We start from the raw sequence: 2,197 nt of genomic DNA on the forward strand, positions 1-2,197 counted from the left end.
GACGGGACGGCCGAGCCGGGGGCGTTCCGGGCGCGGCGGGCGGTCGGGGCGGGGCGGGCTCTCCGGGCGAGGGGGACGGTCCGGGCTCGCGGGCCGGGTGGGACGCGCGGGCTGTCCCGGGCGCGGTGCCCCGCCCGCGCCGCCGTCCCGCCGGTCCGATCGTCCTGAGTGCACGCTCGCGACACTCCTCGCTTCCGCAGGAGCGCGATCGCCCCCAACGCCCATGACTCCCCCGCAGACTAGGCGACCTATCCGGCGAAGGGGTACCCGTGCTGGAAAGCGGCAAGCCTGGAACACTTGGGACTGAAGGGACGAAGAGTGACTTTTGGTACAGCAGCGGCGACTAGAATCGGTTACAGTCCGTCACGAATCTGAATTTGGGACAGACTGACTAGTTCGATCGTGGGGTTCCGTGGGCGAGATCGATGACCGAAAAGGATGACGCCGGCCCGTCCCGCGACCGCCCGGAAGAGTCAATTGACAGGCAAAGGGCATGGAGTCCGGCGAGGCGGCGGACACGGGCGCCATCATGGTGAGAACACGTGACCTGGACCGGCGTTTGTCCAGGCTTAGGGACCCGCTGGCTGAATTGCGCCACGTGCCACGCAACGACCTGCAACGATTGTGGACGGAGGTTGGCCGTGGCCATTGACTTCAACGCATCGAACGGGGCTACGCTCGGTATCGAGTGGGAGCTGCAGCTCGTCGATGCGGAGACGAGGCACCTGCGGCAGGACGCGCGCGGTGTGCTCGCCGCGCTGCCCGCGCTGAGCGAGGGCGGCGACAACCCCCGGATCCGGCACGAGCTGATGGAGTCCACGGTCGAGGTCGTGACCGATATCCGTCACACCGTCGGCGAGGCCAAGGCCGACCTGGCCGGCACGCTCGCCGCCCTGCGGTCCGCGGCCGCCGACCGGGGCCTGGCGCTGGCCTGCACCGGCACCCACCCCATCAGCGACTGGCGCGACGCGGTCATGGCCCCGATGCAGCGCTACGCCGACCTCGTCGAGGAGATGCAGTGGCTCGCCCGCCGCATCCAGACGTTCGGCGTGCACGTTCACGTCGGGGTCTCCGACGTGGACAAGGCGATCCCCATCGTCAACGCGCTGTCCGCCTACCTTCCGCACTTCCTCGCGCTGACCGCGTCCAGCCCGTTCTGGAGCGGCGGCGACACCGGCCTGGCCTCGTGCCGTGCCGTCGTCTTCGGTCAGCTGCCGACGGCCGGTCCTCCCCACTTGCTCGACGACTGGGCGGCCTTCGAGGATTACATGGACACCCTGCTGCGTTCCGGAACCATCCGGAGCATCAAGGAGGTCTGGTGGGACGTCCGCCCGCACCCGGACTTCGGCACCGTCGAGATCCGGATGTTCGACGGCATCCCCACGCTGCGCGAGGTCGGCATGGCCGCGGCCCTGTGCCAGAGCCTGGTCACGCTGTTCGAACAGCAGCTCGACCGCGGTTACACGCTGCCGCGGCCGGCCGCCTGGGTGGTGCGCGACAACAAGTGGCGCGCCACCCGGTACGGGCTCGACGCCATCGTGATCACCGACGACCGCGGGCACACCGTCCCGCTGCGCGACGACCTGTACGAGCTGATCCGCGAGCTCGAGCCGGTCGCCGACCGGCTCGGCTGCGCGGAGGAGCTGAAGGTGGCCGGCGAGGTGCTCGACCACGGCGCCCCGTACGAGCGCCAGCGGGCCGTCCGCGCCGACGGCGGCTCGCTGGAGGACGTCGTGGACGTCGCGATCACCGAACTCGCCGAAGACCGGTTCGTCACGCTCGGGGAGGTCGCTCGTGCGGGGACCTGACCGGACGCCCGGCCCCGCCGAGCCCGGCCACGGGGACGGCCGGGACAACGGGTCGGGCGGCGGCGGCCCGGACGGCGCACTGAACGGCACGGCGGGGATCGGCGAACACTCAGATAAGGACCGGGACGGTGCGGGAGAGCACGGGAAGGCCCGCGAGGTCCGCGCGGACCGCGACAACCGTCCAGACGACATCGAGACCACCCGGCGGAGACCCTTCGGCTCCGCCGTCGCGCAGGGGGCGCAGATGACCCACCCGGGACCCGGGGTGATGCCCGGCCTTGAACCACCGACCGCCGGCCCCGAGGGCCGCGACCGTCCGCCCGGGACCGGCCGCGGGCCCGGCGCCGGCCCCGCCCTCGACGCGGCCCGCGACGCCGTCTTCGGCCGCG

The 2,197-nt window shown here is 71.8% G+C and carries 1 protein-coding gene and 1 pseudogene; both read left to right on the forward strand.

The features are described from left to right. Positions 1-641 precede the first annotated feature (641 nt). A complete protein-coding gene (locus tag ACFQ11_RS37565; RefSeq protein ID WP_378307709.1) occupies positions 642-1,808 on the forward strand; it encodes a glutamate--cysteine ligase in 1,167 nt (388 codons plus the stop codon). Beyond that, positions 1,795-2,197, forward strand: a pseudogene (locus tag ACFQ11_RS37570) (hypothetical protein); the annotation flags it as partial. The gene ACFQ11_RS37565 and the pseudogene ACFQ11_RS37570, both read left to right, overlap by 14 nt.

Origin of the sequence: Actinomadura sediminis (genome assembly GCF_042675525.1) — a bacterium.
Taxonomy (GTDB): domain Bacteria; phylum Actinomycetota; class Actinomycetes; order Streptosporangiales; family Streptosporangiaceae; genus Spirillospora; species Spirillospora sediminis.